This window comes from Mucilaginibacter sp. (genome assembly GCF_028288205.1).
Taxonomy (GTDB): domain Bacteria; phylum Bacteroidota; class Bacteroidia; order Sphingobacteriales; family Sphingobacteriaceae; genus Mucilaginibacter.
On the sequence record NZ_JAQBOD010000039.1, the window covers coordinates 38149 to 58476 of the forward strand.

17 protein-coding genes are annotated in these 20328 nt (G+C 40.4%); 10 read left to right on the forward strand and 7 right to left on the reverse strand.

Going from position 1 to position 20328, the window contains the following annotated elements; all coding sequences use genetic code 11:
- Window positions 1–122: 122 nt before the first annotated feature.
- The 3 genes from JWR23_RS08240 to JWR23_RS08250 are packed head-to-tail and all read left to right on the forward strand — an operon-like array spanning window position 123 to window position 2621.
- A complete protein-coding gene (locus JWR23_RS08240) occupies window positions 123–683 on the forward strand; it encodes a sigma-70 family RNA polymerase sigma factor (RefSeq protein ID WP_299515205.1) in 561 nt (186 codons plus the stop codon).
- Entirely contained in the window at window positions 680–1228 is a 549-nt protein-coding gene (locus JWR23_RS08245) for a hypothetical protein (RefSeq protein ID WP_299515207.1), read from the forward strand. The genes JWR23_RS08240 and JWR23_RS08245 overlap by 4 nt, the downstream gene beginning before the upstream one ends.
- Window positions 1209–2621 (forward strand): hypothetical protein, encoded by a 1413-nt coding sequence (locus JWR23_RS08250; protein WP_299515209.1) that lies wholly within the window; start codon window positions 1209–1211, stop codon window positions 2619–2621. Before JWR23_RS08245 ends, JWR23_RS08250 begins: the two co-directional genes overlap by 20 nt.
- Window positions 2622–2742: 121 nt before the next feature.
- Here JWR23_RS08250 and JWR23_RS08255 read toward each other — a convergent pair whose 3' ends face one another.
- Window positions 2743–3930: a class I SAM-dependent rRNA methyltransferase gene (locus JWR23_RS08255; RefSeq protein ID WP_299515471.1), complete on the reverse strand. Its 1188-nt coding sequence runs from the start codon at window positions 3928–3930 to the stop codon at window positions 2743–2745.
- Between the two features lie 80 nt (window positions 3931–4010).
- Entirely contained in the window at window positions 4011–5558 is a 1548-nt protein-coding gene (locus tag JWR23_RS08260) for a Do family serine endopeptidase (protein ID WP_299515210.1), read from the reverse strand.
- A gap of 195 nt (window positions 5559–5753) precedes the next feature.
- Here JWR23_RS08260 and dapF point away from each other — a divergent pair, with 195 nt between their 5' ends.
- From dapF to JWR23_RS08280, 5 genes are all read left to right on the forward strand, one after another.
- A complete protein-coding gene (gene dapF, locus JWR23_RS08265; protein WP_299515212.1) occupies window positions 5754–6551 on the forward strand; it encodes a diaminopimelate epimerase in 798 nt (265 codons plus the stop codon).
- A 56-nt stretch (window positions 6552–6607) separates the two neighbouring features.
- The gene (locus JWR23_RS08270) at window positions 6608–7042 is read left to right on the forward strand and encodes a hypothetical protein (protein WP_299515213.1); all 435 of its coding nucleotides are present in this window, start codon (window positions 6608–6610) and stop codon (window positions 7040–7042) included.
- Between the two features lie 127 nt (window positions 7043–7169).
- Window positions 7170–7400, forward strand: coding sequence for an HNH endonuclease (locus JWR23_RS17750; protein WP_367277532.1), 231 nt, complete (start codon window positions 7170–7172; stop codon window positions 7398–7400).
- Between the two features lie 110 nt (window positions 7401–7510).
- Window positions 7511–10402 (forward strand): DEAD/DEAH box helicase, encoded by a 2892-nt coding sequence (locus JWR23_RS08275; protein WP_299515214.1) that lies wholly within the window; start codon window positions 7511–7513, stop codon window positions 10400–10402.
- Between the two features lie 95 nt (window positions 10403–10497).
- On the forward strand, window positions 10498–11406 hold the full coding sequence (locus JWR23_RS08280) for a TIGR01777 family oxidoreductase (RefSeq protein WP_299515216.1): 909 nt from the start codon (window positions 10498–10500) through the stop codon (window positions 11404–11406).
- Between the two features lie 98 nt (window positions 11407–11504).
- On the opposite strand, the gene JWR23_RS08285 is transcribed toward JWR23_RS08280, so the two are convergent.
- The 4 genes from JWR23_RS08285 to ggt form a co-directional block, all read right to left on the reverse strand.
- Window positions 11505–12410 (reverse strand): FKBP-type peptidyl-prolyl cis-trans isomerase, encoded by a 906-nt coding sequence (locus JWR23_RS08285; protein ID WP_299515218.1) that lies wholly within the window; start codon window positions 12408–12410, stop codon window positions 11505–11507.
- A 98-nt stretch (window positions 12411–12508) separates the two neighbouring features.
- A complete protein-coding gene (locus JWR23_RS08290) occupies window positions 12509–13033 on the reverse strand; it encodes an FKBP-type peptidyl-prolyl cis-trans isomerase (protein ID WP_299515220.1) in 525 nt (174 codons plus the stop codon).
- A gap of 115 nt (window positions 13034–13148) precedes the next feature.
- A complete protein-coding gene (locus JWR23_RS08295) occupies window positions 13149–13589 on the reverse strand; it encodes a MarR family transcriptional regulator (RefSeq protein ID WP_299515472.1) in 441 nt (146 codons plus the stop codon).
- A gap of 67 nt (window positions 13590–13656) precedes the next feature.
- Window positions 13657–15336: a gamma-glutamyltransferase gene (gene ggt, locus JWR23_RS08300; protein WP_299515222.1), complete on the reverse strand. Its 1680-nt coding sequence runs from the start codon at window positions 15334–15336 to the stop codon at window positions 13657–13659.
- Between the two features lie 118 nt (window positions 15337–15454).
- On the opposite strand from ggt, the gene JWR23_RS08305 reads away from it, so the two are divergent.
- Window positions 15455–15946 (forward strand): hypothetical protein, encoded by a 492-nt coding sequence (locus JWR23_RS08305; protein WP_299515224.1) that lies wholly within the window; start codon window positions 15455–15457, stop codon window positions 15944–15946.
- Window positions 15947–15982: 36 nt separating this feature from the next.
- On the opposite strand, the gene JWR23_RS08310 is transcribed toward JWR23_RS08305, so the two are convergent.
- Entirely contained in the window at window positions 15983–19723 is a 3741-nt protein-coding gene (locus JWR23_RS08310; protein WP_299515226.1) for a S8 family serine peptidase, read from the reverse strand.
- A gap of 348 nt (window positions 19724–20071) precedes the next feature.
- Between JWR23_RS08310 and JWR23_RS08315 the strand changes: the two genes are divergently transcribed.
- Entirely contained in the window at window positions 20072–20290 is a 219-nt protein-coding gene (locus JWR23_RS08315; protein ID WP_299515228.1) for a hypothetical protein, read from the forward strand.
- Window positions 20291–20328: the final 38 nt, after the last annotated feature.

Genomic DNA, 20328 nt, shown 5'->3' on the forward strand with positions numbered 1-20328 from the left:
TAAGTTAAAATACAGTCAAACAACCGGTTATCTTTACTTAATTTGTCATTATTTTAATTATTTGGTGTATACATGCAACGTTATAAAATTCGTCATGTCTTATAACCTGAAAGCTAATAAACTTGGAAGCCGCCTTATTTATAGACAAGCATTACAACCTGGTGGTTGAGTGTAAGCAGGGGAGTAAAAAAGCCTGTTATGAGTTGTATAAATTATATTCTAAAGCGATGTTGAACGTCGCCTTTAGGATAGTGGGCAACGTGGGCGAGGCCGAGGATGTTTTGCAGGAAGCATTTTTAGATGCTTTTAAACGGATTAAAGATTTTAGGCAGGAAACCACATTTGGTTTATGGCTTAAACAAATAGTAGTAAGCCGCTCTATTAACTTGTTAAGAAAACGCAAGGTAGAGCTGGTGGAATTAGGGGACGATATAGATAATATAGCAGACGAGGAACCCGATGATGAGGAAGAAACCCAATACAAAGTGGCTTTAATAAAACAAGCCATGAATGAATTACCCGAAGGATATAAACTGGTAATATCATTATACCTGCTGGAAGGGTATGATCACGAAGAAATTGGACAAATATTAGGTATAACAGAAAACACATCAAGAACACAGTTTTTAAGAGCAAAAAGAAAACTTAGTGAAATTTTAACAAGGAAAGGAATAACACAATGAGCAAGCGATTAGAGGATTTCATTATTAACAACCGGGAAGAATTTGATGACCTGGAGCCAAGTGCGAACTTGTGGAGCAAGATTGATAAAAAAATACCTGCGCAAAAGCTGGCGGCAAAAACATTTTCGTTTGCATTTGTATTGCGGGTTGCAGCATCAGTAATATTAATAATGGGTGTGTGCTTTGGAGCATACTTATACAATCAAAAAAAACAAACAATTAGCCTGGCTGCTATAAATCCTGAGTATGCTAAACAACAGGTGCATTATGCATCAATGATAGCAAGCCAGCGCAGCGAGCTTAAGACCATTGCAAAATCAGACCCGCAACTGTATAAAGAGTTTACGGCCGAGATTGCTAAAATGGATTCTATCTATAAAAAATTAAATAAAGATTTGGCTACCAGCCCTAACCAGGAAGCTGTTTTACGTGCAATGATCCGGAACTTGCAGGTGCAAACAGAGGTACTTAATCAGCAACTTAATGTAATTGAGCAATTTAATGAATTTAAAAATCAACAAAAAAATGAAGTTAAAAATATATAGTACTGCCGTAATGGCTTTTATAGGCCTGATGGCTTATAGTACTGCAAATTATGCGCAACAAACAGCTGTAGAACCTGTAGCTCCCCAAACAAGTTCACCATCGGTGGGATCGGGTTTATCAATAGCTGTTGCCCCACGGGTTTATTATTCACAGCCCGGTACTTATGCCGCTAACCCGAATGTTTACTATTCGGAAGTCCAGCCAGGCGATACCGTTTACCGTAATAAAAAGAGGAAACTGGAGGAACAAATGCGTACACTGAACAGGGAAATGTCTGAATTGAACAGGGAGGAATCAAAGAAAAACAGGCTCGTTCAACAAGAAAGAATGACTACGCTGCGTAAAACAATGAGCACCCGTTTTGATTCGTCTTTCAGCAGGAACTTTAGCCGGTCTTTTACTAATAACTCAAGGTTCAATTTTGATTCGGAAGCCAATTTAGAAAAACAGGTACAAAGCGGCGAAGTAAAAGAAAAGAGCAAAACCATTAGCAAAACCTATCCTGCCGACGGAAATGATAAATTACAAATTGATAACCGCTATGGTAAAATAACGGTAAACACCTGGGCAAAAAACGAGTTTAAAGTTGACATACAAATTAAAGCGTATGCCAATGAGGATGCTGATGCTCAAAAGTTAATTGACCAAACTAATGTTACCAATAGCAAAGAAAACAATGTAGTTGCTTTTACAACAGCTATAGATCATTCAGACAACTCATGGTGGGGAACAAGATCAGAAAATGGGAAAATAACCAGTGTGCGTAAAGTAACTATCAATTATGTAATTTATATGCCGGTTAAAAACGCGCTTACTATCATTAATAAATATGGAGGCATTGTATTGCCTAATTTAGATGGTAAATTAAATATCAACAGTTCATACGGCAGTCTGGTAGCTAAAGCTTTATCTAACAGCGACAATGTGATAGAAGTAAAATATGGCAGCGCTAATATCCAAAGCCTGAATGGCAGCGATCTGAATATATCATACGGCAGCCTTGACCTTGAATCGGCAGATAAGGTTAACGCGACTATAAGTTATGGCCCGGCAAAAATAGGCAAGGTAAGCACATCATGCACATTTAACGTACGATATGGCAGTGGCTTAGAAATAGGTGATATAAGTAAAAATTTAAAATCTCTTACTGTTAATTCATCTTATGCTCCTGTAAAATTAAGCTCCATAACTGAGACCAATGCTGATTTTGATGTAACAGTTCATATGGGCGATTTTCTTTACAACAATACAACAAGTGTTACAAGTAAAACACCTGATAATGAAAGAGGATATAGCTCAACAAAAAACTATAAAGGCCACGTAGGCAAAGGCAGCGCCGATAAAGTGATCACTGTAAAATCTAATTACGGTACTGTTAAGTTTGATAAGTAATACCTCTTATCATTTTGAACGTAGTGAGAAATCTTAAACGCCATGCATAACTAATATGCATGGCGTTTAATTTTATATCGTATAAGATTTTTCGCTATCGCTCAAGAATGACAGTGGCAGCTTAAAACACCCTGCACAACAATCCCTTCAAATACTCCCCTTCAGGGAAAGACGATCTAACCGGATGATCTTCCGGTTGGCAAAACTGGTAAATAAATTGAACTTGTTTACCCGCATCTAAAGCGGCCCAGGCAATAACCTGCTTAAAGGTTTCCATATTCATGGCGCCAGAGCAGGAATAGGTAGCCAGCAAGCCGCCATTATTCAATAACAGCATAGCTAACCGGTTCAGATCCTTATAAGCTCTTGAGGCCCTGTCCAGCGCCGAACGTGACGGCGCGTATTTTGGCGGATCGAGTATTATAATATCAAACATTTCACCTTCTTCTCTAAATACCCTTAACTGTTTATTTACGTCGGATTGTATGGCGATATGCTCTTTAGTATCCAGTTTATTTAGCTTAATATTCTCTTTCAACGTTTCAATTGCCAATGCCGAGCTATCCACACTGGTTACAGACTCGGCGCCATTATGCAAAGCATTTAGTGTAAAGCCGCCGGTATAGCTAAAGCAATCCAGCACTTTCTTGCCTTTGGCATAGCTTGCAACTATTTTACGGTTATCGCGCTGGTCGCAATAAAAGCCTGATTTTTGACCCCCGGCTATGTTGATGTTATAAATGATGTTGTTCTCTTTTACTTCGACAGATTCAGGCGGGTTATCACCAAACACTACTACGTTAGCAGTTTCTAACCCTTCATGCTGCCTTGACGAGGCATCGCTTTTATCAAAAATACTTGTCGGCTTTAGTAAACGCCGCAGTTCATCAATAATAACCGGCATCACATTTTCTATGCCCGATGTAAGCACTTGTACCGCCAAATGATCGGCATATTTATCAACTATTAAACCGGGCAGATAGTCTGATTCACTGAATATCAGTCGGCAGGTATTGGTAACACCGCTATCCAACAACTCATTGCGCCCTGCTACAGCAACAGCTACTTTATTACGGAACCAATCCTCATCAACAGTAACTTGCTCATCCCACTCCAGCAAACGCAGCGCAACGCGCGATTGATCGTTATAGAACCCGTAAGCCATAAAATCGCCTTTGGCATTAAGCAGGCGTACTATGTCTCCATTTGCAGGCTTGCCTTTTACCGCCTCTATCGCACCAGAAAAAACCCAGGGATGGCGATGAAGAACCGCTTTCTCTTTACCCTTTTTTAATACTACATCAATCATGGCTGCAAAGGTATCAATAAGGCATAAACAAAAAAACCCGGCCATAAGCCGGGTCCTTTCTATTATAATATATTATTTAATTACTGGGCTACCATAAAGCTGTTATTAAAGCTTCCACCATCAGGATAGTAACCGCTAATAACTACGTTGCCGTTTTTTAGGTTAGTTATTGCCTTGTCAATATCAGCAACGCTGTTTATTGGTTGTTGATTGATCTTGGTAACAACCGAGCCTACCGGAACTTCAAAACTATCAAATATCCCACCATCACGTACTTGCGTAACTACTACACCGCCGTTCAAATGGAATTTACTTTTTTGTGCAGGTGTAACCGGCATAAAGCTTGCACCTAACTTGTTATACAATTCTGTTGCTGATTTTGAAACCGCAGCAGTACGGGCAACCGGAACACCAGCCTTAAGTACAACATTAAAGCTCTTTTCATTACCATCGCGCATAACGGTTAAATGAATTTTATCCCCGGGCTGTAAGCGGGCCACACGTTCCTGCAAATCTGATGATTCGTAAACCGTAACTCCTTCCACTTTAGTAATGATATCGCCTTTTTTCAATCCTGCTGACTCTGCACCGCCACCGGCAACTAATTCATCAACATATAATCCGTTGGTTTTATCACTTTTCACTTTTTCGGCACTTGCAGGATCGCTCAGATCTACAAAAGAAACTCCTATATAACCACGTTTAACCGCGCCATATTTTTGAATATCGTTCAATACCTTTTTTGCCAGGTTAATAGGGATAGCAAACCCATAACCTTCGTATGAACCTGTATGCGATGCAATTGCCGAGTTAATACCTATCAGTTCGCCTTTAGTATTTACCAACGCGCCGCCGCTGTTACCGGGGTTAATAGCAGCATCTGTTTGTATAAATGATTCTATACCGGTGTTTGGTTTAGGGTCTTGTGAACGCATACGGGTTGGGCCAAACGGGTTATTATCCTGGTCATCTTCTCTTCCGATGATGCCAATGCCACGGCCCTTAGCGCTAACTATACCTGCTGTAACCGTTGAAGTTAAGTTAAACGGATTACCAACTGCCAACACCCACTCTCCTACTTTTGCATCGTCAGAGTTACCTAACTTTACAATTGGCAAATTAGTGCCTTCAATTTTTATTAAAGCAAGGTCTGTATTAGGGTCTGTACCTATTACTTTAGCTGTAAAATGGCGGTGATCATTTGTTGTGATCTCAATTTTATCAGCTTTGCTTACTACGTGATTGTTGGTAACGATATAACCATCAGGCGATATAATTACACCTGACCCCGAAGCCATTTGCGGCGTGTTTTGACGTGGCATACGCTGGCCAAACATATCGCCAAACATTTGCTGCATCATATCTTGCTGGCTGTTGCCCCCCTGGCTTGAGTAAGTAGTACGAATGTAAACTACTGCCGGCGTTACTGCTGCCGCGGCCTGTGTAAAATCAACCTCACCTGCTGATGACGTAATAGCCGGCGATAAGTGGTTACTTGCAAAGTAAACCTTTTGCTTATCGTCAATGCTCATGTTATCAGCATACTTCTTTTCGATCAGTTTGTACGAGCCCAATGCCATGGCGCCACCTACAAAAGCCGTTAATAATGTTAAACCAATTCTTTTCATCTTATTATCCTTATTATTCTGTTTGTTATATTTATTTTTGTAGTTCAAATTTAATACCATTAAGACGGTATTTGCAATGATAAGTTATAATAACTTTTGTTAAAAAATGTTAAATTTAACATTATAGCCTTATACGTTGTTATTGGCCGTTGTGGTTATCATCTAAAATAAAAAAATACTATTATATAATATACCGTGAAGATACATTTCTATAAATACCAGGGTGCCGGCAATGATTTTATATTGGTTGATAATCGCGAAAACCATATAAATCATCACAATGTGAAGCTAATTGCGCATTTATGTAACCGCCGTTTTGGTATTGGCGGCGATGGCATTATGTTTCTTCAGAATAAAGAAGGCTATGATTTTGAAATGGTTTATTATAATGCCGACGGCCAGCCAAGCAGCATGTGCGGCAATGGCGGCAGGTGTATTGTAGCTTTTGCAAAATTTTTAGGCATCATAAAAAACGAAACAGATTTTTTGGCAGTTGATGGCCCGCATCATGCCAAAATTTCAGCAACCGGCGATTGGGTAAGCCTGCAAATGATAGATGTGGATACTATTACCAATGATGCCGACGCGTATGTTTTAAATACCGGCTCGCCGCATTATGTAGCCCTTGCCGATAATTTAGCTAATAAAGATGTTTATACCGAAGGGCATGCCATCCGTAATAACGAAACTTACCACACCAACGGCATTAACGTAAATTTTGTTGAGCCAAACGGCAGCGGCTATTTTGTACGCACATTTGAACGTGGTGTAGAGGATGAAACCTATGCCTGCGGAACAGGTGTTACCGCCGTAGCGCTTGCCATGGCAAAACACAACAACCAAACTGGTACTATTGAGACTCCCATAAAAGTTTTGGGCGGCGATTTGAACATCCGCTTTAATTATGATGGCAACACCTTTACCCATATTTTTTTAGAAGGACCGGCTGTGAGGGTTTTTGAAGGAGAGGTGGAGATAAAAAACCATTACTAGCGCAAATAATATTTCATTTGTAATCATAACCTAAACACATTTCGCAATCTCAAAAAATGAAAATCTCAAAAGACTTAACACCTATTGCTTATGATATTTCAAAACAAGTTTTTGAGAAAATAATTACTTTCAAAGAAGGTCAAAATCAACTTGTTGGAGATAAACGGATGAATCCTAATTCTGCTTCTGATTATATTAATAATTTTCGATGTATGATTGAAGGCAAAAGGTTTACGAGAACTAACAATGCATTTTCGATAGAGTATTTTTTCGAGAATATTTTCAAGGATTATGGCGTTAATGGGCTTACAAATTCATTAGTTGCGTTAAAATTACATATTGAATATTACGAGGGAATACAAAAAGTTAAAATGTATAAAATGCGAAATATTTATGAGAAATATTTGGCCATACCAATCGAGTCCCCAGATGAGCAAGAACAAAACGAAATTATTAGGGAATTAAAAACAACGCCAAAAATCCAAACTTGAAATTGCAATTGAATTAAAAAATCTAAAGCCAAGTGATCCAGAAGAAGTAATTATTAATTCTAAATCATATAAAAGAGACAATAAAACAATTGCGCAAATAAAATTCTTACGTGATTTTAAGTGCCAAATTTGTTCAACAACTATTAGGAAAAAAGACGGAAGTTACTACATTGAGGCAGCGCATATTAAACCCAAACATCAAAAAGGAAGAGAATCACCAGATAATATAATTTTACTTTGCCCAAATCATCACAAAGAATTTGACTTTGGTGAAGTTGAAATTAAGAACCATGATTTAATTCAAATAGATTTTTTGCTTAATGGAAAAGCACATAGTTTATCGCTTAAAATCGAGTAATCCACACTGTTAATAATTATTTACCCCAAAATATTTCCACTTACTGCAAATTCTGTTTAGGTTTGAATTTTTTGTTGATGTAGCTTCTCTTAAAATTTTTTCAAGAAGCTATGTTGCGTGTTGATAGTTCAAAACCCTGCCAGATAATTTATGCCATTGCCCGGCATGAGTATTTGGGTTATGTAATTGAACCTCACATAGTTCAGCTAAATCCAAACGGCGAATTTTCTTTAACTCACCAGCGTTTATTCTCAAACACAGCTACAGAGTTTGTTCATTGCATTGATGATATCGATTTAAAGCTAATTAAGCTTTTAGAAGAAATTGAACAGGGTAACGTCATCAAGAAACTCTATAAAAAGCCTATCCGCCCATCAGAGTTCTTTGCCAAGATATTTAACGAACAGCTTTTTGAGACCATCCGCCCAAAAATAGAAAAGCGCATGGCCGATGCGCTCACCTTGCTTGGCAACAAACAGGTTTACCAAATGAGTAAGGAAGGCTACCCTGCCGAGCGTAAACTGCAAATTGCAGATGAACCTGCTTCTGTATTGTTCCATTTCCGCCGTAATGAGGAGGAGATACGTTACTTCCCTACTATTAAATATAAGGGGATGCGTATTGAATTTATGTTTAAAAATGCCGAGATAATTTGCAACCACCCCGCCTGGATGCTGATGGACGATACCTTATATTATTTTGATAAAGAGATAGAAGGTAAAAAACTGCTGCCGTTTTTAAATAAGCGGTATATCGCTATCCCGCGTTCGTCCGAGCAATCATACTTTGAAAAGTTTGTGGCCCCGCTTATAGAAAAGCATAATGTATATGCCGAGGGTTTTACCATTGATACCGAAAAACACGAGGCCCAACCCATATTAAAGCCAATATATATTGAAGCAGGCACGTCGCAGCTGCAGCTTTATTTTAAATACTCGGGGTATATTTTCCCTTACGGGGATGGCAGGACCATTTCTGTACGTATTGAGCAAGAGGGCGATAACTATACTTTCCATCGCATTAAACGCTCTGTAACCTGGGAAAAAAACAAGTTAAATCAATTAGAGGCATTAGGATTAAAAACGGTTTCATCTCTTTTTCAAAACCTGGAAGTAGCGCATAATGATGAAGATACCAACCACGCCTTCTCCATATTCGAATGGCTTAACCAGCACCATGATGAACTGATAGAAGATGGCTTCGAGATTGAACAACCCGAGGGTCAAAAACGCTATGTATTCGGTACCAGCAAAATTGATCTGGAGGTTAAGGAAGATAATGACTGGTTTGATATTCACGCCATTGTTTATTTCGGGCCGTACCGTATACCTTTTATACAGCTTAAAAATCATATCCTTAACCATAAAAAAGAATTCACACTACCATCCGGCGAGATAGCCGTAATTCCCGAAAAATGGTTTTCACAATATGGCAACCTGCTGCATTTTAGCGAGGGCGGCAACGGACTTAAACTGCGCAGGCACCACATAGGTTTGGTAAATGATCTTGCCGGCGAAATGGCCGAAGTTACGATGAGCCGTAAGCTGCAAAAACTAACTGATTTTGAACAACTGGACGAAATACCTATGCCACAAAACTTTTCGGGAAGCTTAAGGCACTACCAGCAGGCAGGGTATAACTGGTTCCACTTTTTGAAGAATTACCATTTTGGGGGGTGCCTGGCCGACGATATGGGTTTAGGAAAAACTATACAAACTTTAGCCTTATTGCAAAAACACAAGGAGGATACGGTGGCTGAAGGAAGCAAAAGCACCTCGTTGGTTATTATGCCAACCTCGTTGATATATAACTGGCTTAACGAGGCTAAAAAGTTTACCCCGCAGTTAAGATTGATGGTACATACCGGTACCTTCCGCTATAAATCGCCCGAAGTGTTTGCCAATTATGATGTGGTGATAACTACCTACGGCATCAGCCGGATAGATATTGAACTGCTTAAAGCCTACTTTTTTGATTATGTCATTTTGGATGAGAGCCAGAATATTAAAAACCCATCATCAAAATCTTTTCATTCTGTTAAACAGTTAAAATCGCGTTTTAAGCTGATATTAAGCGGTACCCCGGTCGAAAATTCGGTTAATGACCTGTGGACACAGATGTCGTTCATTAACCCCGGCTTGCTGGGTACACAGCAATATTTTCAGAATGAGTTTGTAACACCCATTGAAAAGAAAAAGGATGAAGATAAGGCCCGCAAGTTGCAGGCATTAATTAAGCCTTTTGTACTGCGCCGCACCAAAGAACAGGTAGCTACAGAGTTACCGCCAAAAACCGAAAACTTGTTTTATTGCCAGATGAGCGAGGAGCAGGCGGCGGTTTATGAAGAGGTAAAATCAGAATACCGTAACGAGTTGTTAAAAAGCCTGGAGGATGGCACCTTTGCCAAAACGCAGATACAAGTATTACAAGGCTTGACCAAATTGCGCCAGATAGCCAACCACCCGTACATGATAGACCAGGATTATGAAGGCGACTCGGGCAAGTTTGAAAATGTAACCCATACCTTAAATACTGTGCTTGATGGCGGGCATAAAGTGCTTATTTTCTCGCAGTTTGTAAAACAGTTGAGTATTTATCGCAATCATTTTGACGAGCACCATATTCCTTACGTTTACCTGGATGGCAGTACACAAAACCGGGGCGATGTGGTTAAGCAGTTCCAGGAAGATGAAAAAACAAGGGTATTTTTAATCTCCATAAAAGCCGGTGGTGTAGGGCTTAACCTTACCGAGGCCGACTATGTTTTTATCCTCGACCCGTGGTGGAACCCGGCCGTTGAGCAACAGGCTATTGACCGTACCCACCGCATAGGCCAAACCAAAAATGTGTTTATCTATAAATTTATTACTAAAGATACAGTAGAGGAAAAGATATTGGCCCTGCAGCAACGCAAGCTAAGTTTATCGCGCGCTTTAATAACTACCGAGGAAAGCTTTATTAAGTCGTTAACGGCCGATGATATAAAAGAGATTTTAGGATAAACTCTTTATCCGGCATATTGCCGACATAGTTTTTGAAACACCTTTATCAATATCGTGTTACCATATTATAAAATCTATCAACTTACTACAGTTAAATGAGCAAATGCATCTTATTAACCGGCGGTTCGGGCTTAGTTGGAAGCAAACTAACTAAACTTTTGCTGGATAAAGGTTATTCTGTAAGCCATTTAAGCCGGAAACATGGAAACGACCCTAAGGTTAAAACCTATATATGGGATGTTAGCAAATGGCAAATAGATGAACGTTGTATTGAAGGAGTTGACACAATAGTGCACCTGGCGGGCGCAAGCGTTGCCGGAGGACGCTGGACGAATAAACGAAAAAAAGAAATAATAGAAAGCCGCACTAAATCAATCGGTCTTATTTATCAACTGCTTAAACGAAAAAGCCACCAGGTTAGCACAGTCATCTCGGCATCAGCCACTGGTTATTATGGCGACAGGGGTGATGAGTTACTTACCGAAGATAGTGCACCCGGAAGCAATTTCCTTGCTAACTGCTGCCTGCAATGGGAGCACGCGGTTGATATAGGCGAGAGTTTGAGTTTACGCGTATTAAAATTACGTACCGGGGTAGTGCTTGATGCTAAAGGCGGAGCCTTATCAAAATTGGCGGCGCCTGTAAAGTTTGGTTTGGGCTCACCCTTAGGTAATGGTAAACAATGGATACCGTGGATACATGAGCAGGATGTAATTAACCTATACCTGTACGGCATAGAAAATAATGATTTAAGCGGTGTTTACAATATGGCCGCCCCAAACCCGGTTACCAATAAACAATTAACCAGAGCGGTTGCTAAGGAGATGCACCGGCCATTGTGGTTGCCTAAAGTACCTGCATTTGCTTTAGAGCTGTTGTTGGGCGAAATGAGCACCATAATTTTAGGCAGCCAAAAAGTATCGGCGCAAAAAATTGAAGAGGTAGGGTTTAAATTTAAATACCCCACTTTAACATGGGCACTTAAAGATATCTTTAATAGATAGGTGTTCCATTTTTTGTAAGAGGAACATCATGGAAAAGATTTACGAGTTTTTACTTCGTAAATCTTTAGAATTTTTATGCTATTGGCGGCTAAATTATATTAAGGAGTAACATCATCAATCTGTATATCATACCTAAGAACGCTATTGGCCGGTATCGCTCCGGTAACGTTTTTCCCATAAGCCAAAGATGATGGTATAATAAATGACATTAACGCGCCTGTGGAGCCATATTTTTTCAACCCTATTTGCATGCCCCTCATAATATCAGGTATGTCAATTGAAACAGGATTTGCATTTTGCTGACTGACAACAATGCCGTTAAGCGTTCTAAGTGTAAAAGTAGCAGTAATGGTGGTATTATTAGTTATAGGTACAGTACCCGTACCCGGTACACTTATGGAATACCAAAAACCAGCAGGATCGTATTTCATACTACTAGCCAAACCCTGGTCTGTAATATATTTTGTAATTAACGTTTGATCATAGGCGTCCTGATTGGCAATTATATGGATACTATAATCTAAACATTCGTTACCGGCTATTTTTCCATTTGTTATGGTACTGCTACCCGCTCCGGTTCCGCTAACGCCATAGGCCAAATGCGATGGAATAAGTATCCGCGCTACTACACCTTTTTGGTTTATTATGTTATGAATAATAAGCTGTAATCCATAAGGATAATTATCTGAAGAAATATGCCCCATAAAATCCTCAAAATGATTCATTATTGTATCAGGAGCCAGGTATTTTCCATCAAAGCTGCTAAAGCTGTACACCATTGACAGGCTATCGGTATATTGTAGATGTGCACCTGTACCCGGTGTAATTATTTTATAATAAATGCCCGAAGTATCGCGCACCATGCCGGTTAATCCATTGGCTTTAATGTACGCGGTTATCTGGTCATCATCGTACTGTAAAATATCTGGATTATATTGATTTTTCCTGCAAGAAACCAGTGCTATAACAGTAAAAAATAAAAAAGTAAAAATAGTTTGTTTCATTTGTAATTATTGTTTCGTATCGCTCAGTAGTTTAATTTATACTTCTGAGAGAGTGCGTTGCCTTTTTCAGTAGTTGTATTGTATTAGGTTAAATATATTTAATTGCTTACATCATATAATTGTATATCAAAATCAAGCACAGCATTTGCCGGTAAACCGTTCTTTAATCCAAATGATACCCCTATTTGCGGTTGTGCATTTGGGCCGTATGCATAACGCGAGGGTATCAGCAATCGTACAATTCCGCCTTTTTTAATCTGAGGAATACCTAACTGCCATCCCCGTATTACACTTCCCAATACATATGAGGGATGAAATTCATTAGTTTGTGTAAAAACCGGATCACCGCTTACTGATAGCACCCTACCTGTATCACCAACTGTAACCAGGGTTGAATTTGTAAATAGCGCATTTATCGTACCTTGCTGTTTCACAATATAATAAACGCCCGAAGTATCAATTTTCTTTGCATTCAATCCGGGGTTAGCCGTTAAATAATCGGTAATTATCTTATCGTCAACTGCTGCCTGTTGCTTGTATGCAACTAAACTGGTGCCCGGCGCTTTTATACAAGCTGCAAAACAAGCACATAAAAGCAATATAATTAAAGCTGCCCTGTTCATTTACATTTACAAAAAGCAAATTTATTCTTTTATAATTCAAAAACAGCAGCTTAACACTTTTTAACATTTAATAATGAGGCTCATGCTTTTAATATTGGTCGTTATCCACTATTTATCAGCGGGTTTCGGGCTTATAATTCAGTGTGAGTTGGTTTATTTTTTTAAGCATATCTGTTAAATATACTTTATCAGCTTCGCTGATGTGTACGTTTAAATAGTTGTTAAACTCTTTTACTACAGCACGGGCCTGGTGGCGCTTTTCTTTACCCAATGACGTTAAATATATTTTAACCGACCGTTTATCACCTAAATTTGATTCCCGATATATCAAGCCGGTTTTTTCCAGCTGGTTCAACATACGCGAAAGGCTGGTTGATTTTAGGCCCAGCAGCGCCGCAGCCTGCGAAACCGTGGTCCCCTCCTCCTCGTCAATATTAATTAGCAAGTAACCTATTGACTGGGTTATACCAAAATCAGTAACCAGGGCATTGTATCTGTTCGCAACAGTTTGCCAAACTACTTTTAAAAAATAATCAATGGTTTCCTGGTGTTTTATACTCCCGGGCATGTTAATAAGCTTATTATTTGTATTACGCAATTGTAAGTAAATTTTATCAAAAAAATTACCAGCCTAACTTGGTATCATCGCCTCTTGGGTCGGCACCGCCTTCATAGCCCTCTTTGGTTTTCAAAATACCGTCAACCCGGCCAATAGCTCCCTGTTCTTTTACAGGGTATCCTTTTTTTTCCAGTTTAGTACGGGTGCCGGCATTTAACGCGCCTCTCTCTGACTGAATATTATCAGGCAGCCATTGATGATGAAAGCGTTTTGCCGCAACAGCATCCTGCATATTCATGTCAAATTCAATAACATTTAGTATGGTTTGAAATACCGAGGTAATAATTGTAGCGCCTCCCGGGGTACCAACTACCATAAACAACTTGCCATCTTTTTCAACAATGGTAGGCGTCATGCAGGATAGCATACGTTTGCCGGGTTGTATACGGTTAGCCCTGCCTCCAATTAATCCATACATATTTGGCGTACCCGGTTTAGAACTAAAATCATCCATTTCATTATTCAGCAAAAATCCGGCGCCGCCCACAAATATTTTCGAACCGTATGAGCCATTTAAGGTAGTTGTAATTGCAACCGCGTTCCCATCCTTATCAACTATGGAGTAATGTGTTGTTTGGTCACTTTCATAGCCAACAAATTTACCTGCCTGTATACTGCTGCTTGGTGTTGCGGCGTTCCAGCTAAAGCTGCTCATACGCGAATCAATGTAAGCGGGGCGCAGTAAACTATCAACCGGTACTTTGTAAAAATCAGGGTCGCCAAGATATGTTGACCTGTCTGCATATACCCGGCGCTCAGCCTCAACAATCAGCCTCACGGTCGAGTCCTGGTTATACCCCCACCTATGTAAAGGATATTTCTCTACAGATTTTAGTAATTGAAGCAAAGCAATACCACCGCTTGACGGCGGCGGCATAGTAATAATATTATAATTTTTATAACTGCCCTTTATTGCCTTGCGCCATACAGCGTGATAATTGGCCAGATCGGTTTTTGATATCAATCCGTTCCCTAATTTCATTTCTGCAACTATCTCATCGGCAACCCTCCCTCCATAAAACCCGGCGCGGCCATTATCGCGTATTAGCTCTAAGGTTTTAGCCAGATCTGCCTGTACAAGCACATCGCCCTCTTTCCACTGCTCATCTTTTTTTACCAGGGCATAAGGTTTACCGGGATTAGCTTTTATAAATGTATCATGCGTTCTGTTCAGTTCGCCTGCAAGGCGGGCAGTAATTTTATAACCGTTGGTTGCAAGGTCAATGGCAGGTTGCACCAAATCTGCCCATTTTAGCTTACCATATTTATGATGAGCCTCTACCATGCCATCCACAGATCCGGGCACACCCGATGCCATGTGCGATGCAAGACTTAGATCTGGTATGATATTACCTTCTGCATCCAGATACATATTGGTTGTGGCCCGGGCTGGCGCTTTTTCTCTAAAATCAAGTGTATTAGTTTCTCCTTTTGATGAGCGGAAAACCATAAACCCACCGCCCCCAATATTACCGGCCGAAGGATGAACAACCGCCAGCGCAAATTGTACCGCCACCGCGGCATCAACCGCGTTACCGTCTTTTTTTAATATGTCAACTCCAATTTTACTGGCATCCGGATAGGCGCAAACTACCATTCCGTTTTTGTTATTTTGCGCTTTTAAGCAATTAATCAGCAATAAAAAACATAGTACAAAGTTTAATTTTTTGAAAGTAACATTCATAAGCAGCCTAATTTAATTACCCAACTAAGCTATTAAATAATTACCTGAAATTTAGTTAAACCTTATAGCCTTTTTTTATGTCTTTACCATAAAATTGAAAATACTACGTTATAACATCATGAAAAAAGCAACTTATACCCTACTCTCTTTAGTCTTTTTTTTATTTATCAATAAAGCCAGCGCACAGGATTATAAATCGGCTGTCGGGTTAAAATTTGGCGGCTATGAAAATGGCATATCAGGTAAAGTGTTTGTAGATAACAGCATAGCCTACGAAGCTATATTAGGTTTCAGGCAACGCGGCTTAGTGGTTACCGGCTTGTATGAAATTAACCACGAAGCCTTTAATGTGCCCGCATTAAAATTTTATTATGGTTTTGGTGGCCATATTGGTTCTGCAGGCCAGGGTACTTACAGAACATTTAATGGTGATGACCGTACTTATACCCATCCACAACTATTGTTGGGCGGCGATGCAACTATTGGCCTGGAGTATCTTATTCCTGCTTCGCCCATTGCTATAAGCCTTGACCTTAACCCCAGGATAGAGCTGGCTACCGGGCCGTTTTTTGATATTGCGCCGGGGTTGGGTTTAAAGTATACGTTTTAAACATAAACTCACCCCCACAGCCCGTTAATCCAGTATCTACCGTATAATAATCACTTTCTGCGCATAAACTTTTGATCCCAGCACAGCTTTTAACACATAAGTGCCTGCCGATAGATCAGCAATATTAATTACCGTGCTAAAGCTACCTGCCGCTGCTGCTTGTATTTTAGAATAAGCTATAGCACCCGCGCTATTTATTAATGAGAGTGTTAACTGACTGGCTGTTTTAGCAACGAAAAGTACATTTAACTGCCTATTTGCAGGCTCGGGGAAAGTAACCAACCCAATGTCTGTATCCGTACCGGGATGAAGGGCTATTAATGCATATACAAATACATCCGCCTGCAGTACGCAGCCTGTACTTAAAGTAACATCTACCTGGTAATTGCCGCTTTGTAAGGGGGCAAACGTTTGCCCAGTTGCCCCGCTTATAGGCTTACCATCTAAATACCATTGGTTGCCTGATACAAAGCTGGAGCTTAATATATTGCCGGTTTGTGTTATAACAGGTTTTGATAACGTAACCGCCACACGGGATAATGAAGGGCAGCCCGCGCTTTTTATCTGCATGTTATAAAAGTAATAGTAAAAACCTTTGTAATAAGTTGTATCTGTACCTGTGGTTGGTACAGCATCATTACCTGTAATGCTAAATAAGTTGCCAATTTTAAACGGATAGCCGCTTACCCCTGTGTTATTACGGTAAATAGTTACCGTTGCATCATAAACTGCCGAAATGGTATAATTGCCTGCGGCCGGTAATAATAAATTAAGATTATAAACTTTACCCTGGTCGGTTGGATCATCGGCTTGCGCACCAGATTGCGGGTTGGCGCGGGTGGCGGTAGCGTGTATGGTTGTTGTTGCTACAACTTGCCCGTTTGCATTGGTTACATTAAAAATTATTACCCCGGCATTGCCAATGTACAGGCGTGCGCTTTGAATGATCATGGGAATGGCGGTATACACCTTCACAGCGGGCGAGAACTGATTATAACCACCGCCCGAAAAAACATTTTTAGTAGCAGGGCCTACCGTAGCGCTAAAATCATTTAACCCGGCATAAAATGTACTATTAACCGGTGTTACCCCAGTTGAAACTGATGTGCCATAAGCAACCGGAACAGCATCTGTACTGTTTTGATACCATAGTAATTGGCCATCGCCCGCGCCTGTTAACAAATAGTTGCTGGCATTGATACAGTAAAGCGCGGCAAGATTGTAAGGTGCACCAGGCGTAAATATTAACACATTTTGGCTGCTTTGGTTATTGGCGCTAATTGCATCGCCGGTTAATGCTGTCGCCGCTGTAATGGTGTAGGTTAAACCTGCAACAGCGTTAAATGTATTGCTAAAGGTAAAGTCATCCTGTTGCAATGGTGTAAGTGTGCCTGTATAAGTTTCGCTTATGGTTGTTACCGTATTATCGGGTGCCCTTATAGATACAGTAACAGGTATATTAGAAATTGCCAATGCTCCAAAGTTTTTAATTGTTACGGTAACCGTTGTTGTGCCATTACAGGTACCCGTAGCCTGTGGATTTATAATTGCTGTAACCCCTGCATCTGTATTGGCTTGTAAAAACTGTACGCGATAGTCCTGCGTTTCGCCTTTGGCATAGCTGCCACAGGGTTGTATGGTTGTAGCGTCGTTTGTTTCTGTTAGCACTACCCGCATCACGCTGTAATTGCCGGGTACAATAGTTGCCGGTACGGTAACATTTGTTGTATAAGTGCCCGTAGTACTAATTATGCCTGTAGTTGCAACCAATTCACCGGCGTCAAAAACCCCATTACCATCCCAGTCTATAAATACTTTTGCCGCCTTATTAAAATTACCGCCACATGTACCTAAAGTAATACTTAACGGATAAGTTTTTCCCTGTTCTAACTGCGCTGTTAAACCGGTATAGTCTGAGTATGAAGTACAGCCGGCAGCCGGTGTATTGTTTATGTTTGATAAAGTAAAATTATTAACCCGCGAATCGGCGTTTGATGTTGGTGCCGATGCACAATACGCCGCGCCGCCTGCACCTGTAACAATAAGTGAATATGCCTGCGAACCTGATTGCAGCGCGCCTTTATGCGAAATGGTTATGGTATATGTATGGCCCGGTATCGCGTTAGCTAAATAAACTTGTTCTATATTATCTCTTATGTTATCGCCGGTGGTTGCCGCTACGCCCGGATTTACCGGGTCAAGTACCCATGGCATATAAGTAGTTGTACCATCTGTAACCCTTATATCCAGGTCATTTACCAGTTTTGGGGTACGGCTGTTTATTGTGCCGTCAACAGTTGGTGTGCCCTGTGGGTCTGTCCATGATATCGTAGCCATTAACGGGCCATTGCCTGATGCTACTGCGGTAAAAGTTTGTGTTTGCCCTTGTGCAAGCGTGTTTTCTTTGATCAGGCTTTTTATATTGTTATCTGTAATTGCCTGCGCGGCTCTGGGCATATTTAGTAATCCCCAGCCAAAAATATAATCGGGGCCGGGGTTGCCCGCATCAAAAGCGGTATGGCAGGCCAAGCCTTTTAAAGTAGCGGCACGCATAAAGGCACCCGCGTTTTTTTGTGCATAATACTCTTGCAATAGGTATAATGATCCGGTAACATTTGGTGCAGAAAAAGAGGTACCATCTTCGGCGCTATAAGCGGCAACGCCGCTACTGCTTGATGATAAAATATTAACCCCATCGGCTACCAGATCGGGCTTGACCCGGCCATCATCAGTAGGCCCCCAGCTGCTAAAACTGGCAGTAGTAATATTGGCACTGCCTGACGGCCCATTAGGCAGTGGATTTACAGCGCCAACAGTTAATATGTTTTTTGCAGTACCTGTTGTACTAATAACATCATAACCTGTATTGCTGCTTATAGTAGCCGGCCTTGGCCCTTTATTTACAAATGTTTGATTAGTGCGGCTGGCATAACCATAATAAGTTGCCCCTACAGCAGGGCCGGGATAACCGTGGCTATTACCTGATGACTCGACTATTAAATAATAAGGTGCATTGTAGGCTATCCTATCCCATGATTGGGTACGTGAATCATAAAAGCCAAAGTTATAGTCAACCGAATCGCCGGGCAGGCCATACCATTCCCACCTTGATGTTGTTTCATCATAGTTCCAGCCTGCCAGATCACCATAAGAATGATTGGATAGCAGCAATCCCGGCGCGGCGCGGCTCATTTCGGCAACATCATTATTAAAATCATATGATAGTAATGTGGCGGCATTAAATGCCATACCCTTAGCCGGTGCATAAACACCCTTTGCCAGCATTGTACCTGCTACGTGCGTAGCATGGTCAATTATGGTTGAGGTATCTTTAAGCGATATGGTTTTACCTGCAAACTCCTGGTGCGCGCTATATACCCAGCCACCATCCCAAATAGCCATCTTGTTATTTAAGAAAGTGCTTGAACCCGATAGGTTTAACCCGGTTGAGCCGCCCGGTTGCACCTGGTTGGTACCTGTAGTTGCTGCAGCGGTAGTATTATTATGTGTGGTTAAATATACCGGAAAACCTAAGTTGTTTACACCCTGTAATGAAACCAATCCACCGTTGCGGGTGCGGCGGTTAATTAACCATCCCCTGCCTTTTGCCAGGGACAACGCTTTTTGATGACCCTGCTGATATAAGCTATTTGATTGTATAGAAATATTATCAAGTTCTGCTTTTTTAGCACCGGTAACCAAAACTTGCTGACTAAATGCATGGTTGGCAAACACTAATAGAAAGCACCAAAAAGCGGCTGTGTAAATTTTGTTCATATAATTAAGAGGCAATTTAGTTTACTAAAAGCAGCTAAACAAGTTTCCTGCATTTTTAATCACTTATAAAAATTTTCTATGATGGATGCCATGGGCAGGTTAACGCTTAAAAATCTTTAATGAGTAAAAACAAACCCATTTAGGGGAATTATTTCCCACCAACTATAAAATAAGTTTCTTGCTTTCTTTTTTGCTTTTCAAATTAAAACAAGTCCATATCATCAAATTACGCATATACCGGGACCAAAATTTGCGATATCATTCCAGATTGCTTTACCAAAGCCTTCTTAGCATAACTTTTGTTTAACAGCTACCAAATAGCAGAGAAGCTATAAACAGAGTTAAGCAATGAAAAAAGCAATCGTTTTAACCTTATTATTTTTAGTTACGGCCATGACGGTTGTTGCCCAAGTTGATCCTGGCACTCCTGCATGTGGTGGTGGTGATCCGGATCTTTCTGACTGCCCGCTTGACTCGTGGGTGATATTATTAGCCGGATGCGGTTTAATTATTACCGTTTTGTATTTAAATAATAAGCAAAAAGCTTCACGCCAATTGCATTCTTGAACTAATCATTTTTCCTTGTAATTATCACTTATAATTTA

Excerpts from the sequence above, each read along its gene's own strand:
- JWR23_RS08250 (WP_299515209.1), top strand. The coding sequence starts at position 1,209 with ATGAAGTTAAAAATATATAGTACTGCCGTAATGGCTTTTATAGGCCTG.
- JWR23_RS08275 (WP_299515214.1), top strand. The coding sequence starts at position 7,511 with ATGTTGCGTGTTGATAGTTCAAAACCCTGCCAGATAATTTATGCCATT.
- ggt (WP_299515222.1), bottom strand. The coding sequence starts at position 15,336 with ATGAATGTTACTTTCAAAAAATTAAACTTTGTACTATGTTTTTTATTG.
- JWR23_RS08260 (WP_299515210.1), bottom strand. The coding sequence starts at position 5,558 with ATGAAAAGAATTGGTTTAACATTATTAACGGCTTTTGTAGGTGGCGCC.
- JWR23_RS08285 (WP_299515218.1), bottom strand. The coding sequence starts at position 12,410 with ATGAAACAAACTATTTTTACTTTTTTATTTTTTACTGTTATAGCACTG.
- JWR23_RS08255 (WP_299515471.1), bottom strand. The coding sequence starts at position 3,930 with ATGATTGATGTAGTATTAAAAAAGGGTAAAGAGAAAGCGGTTCTTCAT.
- JWR23_RS08245 (WP_299515207.1), top strand. The coding sequence starts at position 680 with ATGAGCAAGCGATTAGAGGATTTCATTATTAACAACCGGGAAGAATTT.
- JWR23_RS08310 (WP_299515226.1), bottom strand. The coding sequence starts at position 19,723 with ATGAACAAAATTTACACAGCCGCTTTTTGGTGCTTTCTATTAGTGTTT.
- JWR23_RS08315 (WP_299515228.1), top strand. The coding sequence starts at position 20,072 with ATGAAAAAAGCAATCGTTTTAACCTTATTATTTTTAGTTACGGCCATG.
- JWR23_RS08290 (WP_299515220.1), bottom strand. The coding sequence starts at position 13,033 with ATGAACAGGGCAGCTTTAATTATATTGCTTTTATGTGCTTGTTTTGCA.
- JWR23_RS08305 (WP_299515224.1), top strand. The coding sequence starts at position 15,455 with ATGAAAAAAGCAACTTATACCCTACTCTCTTTAGTCTTTTTTTTATTT.
- JWR23_RS08280 (WP_299515216.1), top strand. The coding sequence starts at position 10,498 with ATGAGCAAATGCATCTTATTAACCGGCGGTTCGGGCTTAGTTGGAAGC.
- JWR23_RS08270 (WP_299515213.1), top strand. The coding sequence starts at position 6,608 with ATGAAAATCTCAAAAGACTTAACACCTATTGCTTATGATATTTCAAAA.